The sequence below is a fragment of the Burkholderia sp. E168m23 genome, from assembly GCF_016586125.1.
Lineage (GTDB): Bacteria > Pseudomonadota > Gammaproteobacteria > Burkholderiales > Burkholderiaceae > Burkholderia > Burkholderia orbicola.
Map to the genome: position 1 here is coordinate 1 of NZ_BCPP01001148.1, position 1,948 is coordinate 1,948.

3 protein-coding genes and 1 pseudogene are annotated in these 1,948 nt (G+C 64.2%); all 4 read left to right on the forward strand.

Annotation, left to right across the window (positions count from 1 at the left end; genetic code table 11):
- Window positions 1-393: septum site-determining protein MinC (gene minC, locus JMF90_RS35070; protein ID WP_236598105.1), on the forward strand; the 393-nt coding region annotated here is incomplete at its 5' end.
- A gap of 59 nt (window positions 394-452) precedes the next feature.
- A complete protein-coding gene (gene minD / locus JMF90_RS35075) occupies window positions 453-1,268 on the forward strand; it encodes a septum site-determining protein MinD (RefSeq protein WP_006476635.1) in 816 nt (271 codons plus the stop codon).
- 12 nt (window positions 1,269-1,280) lie between these two features.
- A complete protein-coding gene (minE, locus tag JMF90_RS35080; protein WP_006476634.1) occupies window positions 1,281-1,535 on the forward strand; it encodes a cell division topological specificity factor MinE in 255 nt (84 codons plus the stop codon).
- A 161-nt stretch (window positions 1,536-1,696) separates the two neighbouring features.
- Window positions 1,697-1,948, forward strand: a pseudogene (locus JMF90_RS35085) (hypothetical protein); the annotation flags it as partial.

The following is a 1,948-nucleotide window of genomic DNA, read 5'->3' on the forward strand; positions in this document are numbered from 1 at the left end:
GCCGCAGCGGCGCCCGAACAGCCGTCGGAGCCCGCGCCGACGCTCGTGCAGGCCGGCGGCCAGACGCTGGTGATCGACCGGCCATTGCGTTCGGGGCAGCAGATTTACGCGAAAGGAGACCTCGTGGTGCTCGCGCCGGTCAGTCACGGCGCGGAAATCATCGCGGAAGGCAATATCCACATCTACGCGCCGCTGCGCGGCCGCGCCCTCGCGGGCGTGCACGGCAATCACGACGCGCGCATTTTCTGCACGTGTCTCGAACCGGAACTGATTTCGATCGCGGGTATCTATCGAACGACCGAGAACCCGCTGCCCGCCGACGTACTGGGCAAATCGGTACAGATCCGGCTCGAAGAGGAAAAACTGATGATCGAACCGCTGCGCCTGACGTAATTCACGCGGTGCGCTCCGGATCGATCGGCTCTCATTGACGAACACAGGGTATTGGGTAAATGGCAAAAATCATCGTGGTGACCTCGGGCAAGGGCGGCGTGGGCAAGACGACGACGAGCGCGAGCTTCGCGTCGGGTCTCGCGCTGCGCGGCCACAAGACGGCCGTGATCGACTTCGACGTCGGCCTGCGCAACCTCGATCTCATCATGGGCTGCGAGCGTCGCGTCGTGTATGACCTCGTGAACGTGATCCAGGGCGAAGCGAACCTGAACCAGGCGCTGATCAAGGACAAGAAGTGCGAGAACCTGTTCATCCTGCCGGCGTCGCAGACGCGCGACAAGGATGCGCTGACGCGCGACGGCGTCGAGAAGGTGCTGAACGATCTCGTCGCGATGGACTTCGAATACATCGTCTGCGATTCGCCGGCCGGTATCGAAGCCGGCGCGCTGCACGCGATGTACTTCGCGGATGAAGCGCTGATCGTCACGAACCCGGAAGTATCGTCGGTGCGCGACTCGGACCGCATTCTCGGCATCCTGTCGTCGAAGACGAAGCGCGCGACCGAAGGCAAGGAGCCGATCAAGGAACACCTGCTGATCACGCGTTACAGCCCGAAGCGCGTGAGCGAAGGCGAGATGCTGTCGCTCGAGGACATCAGCGAGATCCTGCGCATCAAGCTGATCGGCGTGGTGCCCGAATCGGAAGCCGTGCTGCACGCGTCGAACCAGGGTTTGCCGGCCGTGCATATCGACGGCACGGACGTCGCGGAAGCGTACAAGGACGTCGTCGCCCGTTTCCTCGGCGAGGACAAGCCGCTGCGCTTCACCGATTACCAGAAGCCGGGCCTGCTGCAGCGCCTCTTCGGCAGCAAGTAACGGAGGCCGCCCATGTCCATCCTTTCGTTTCTCCTCGGCGAGAAGAAGAAGTCCGCATCGGTCGCGAAGGAGCGCCTGCAGCTCATCATCGCGCACGAGCGGGTCGGCGGCCGGCCGCCGGCCGATTACCTGCCGGCGCTGCAGAAAGAGCTCGTCGCGGTCATCTCGAAGTACGTTCATATTTCGGACGATGACATCCGCGTGAGCCTCGAGCGCCAGGACGATCTCGAAGTCCTCGAAGTGAAGATCGAGATTCCGCAAGCCTGACGCTTGGCGCGTGTCCCTCCGCACGGCGGCACCCGCCGCCGTGCGCGTCTTACGCCCTGTTGCACTTTCGGGCACGCCGTAACACGGCGCCTGTCGGCCGCAATCGACTCTCCCGCATTGAACGAATACGCTCGCGTCATTTGTTCAACCAGGAGGTTGTGATGGCTGTCTCTCCCGTTTCACGTCGCATCGTTTCGCTCGCGCTGTTGGCCGCGGGCCTGTCGGCCGTCGTCGCACCGTTCGCCGCGCATGCGGACGAGATTCTCGTCGGCACGCCCGTGATCGCGCCGCAGGGGCGCATGGTCATCGCGGAGCCGGTCGCCGTGCGCACCGAGGAAATCGTCGTCGTCGCGCCGAATGCGCCGCCGCCGGTACGCTATGAAGTCGTGCCGGCCACGCGCGTGGGCTACGTA

Bases quoted from the DNA above. Each gene is read 5' to 3' on its own strand.
- minD (WP_006476635.1), top strand. From the start codon at position 453: ATGGCAAAAATCATCGTGGTGACCTCGGGCAAGGGCGGCGTGGGCAAG.
- minE (WP_006476634.1), top strand. From the start codon at position 1,281: ATGTCCATCCTTTCGTTTCTCCTCGGCGAGAAGAAGAAGTCCGCATCG.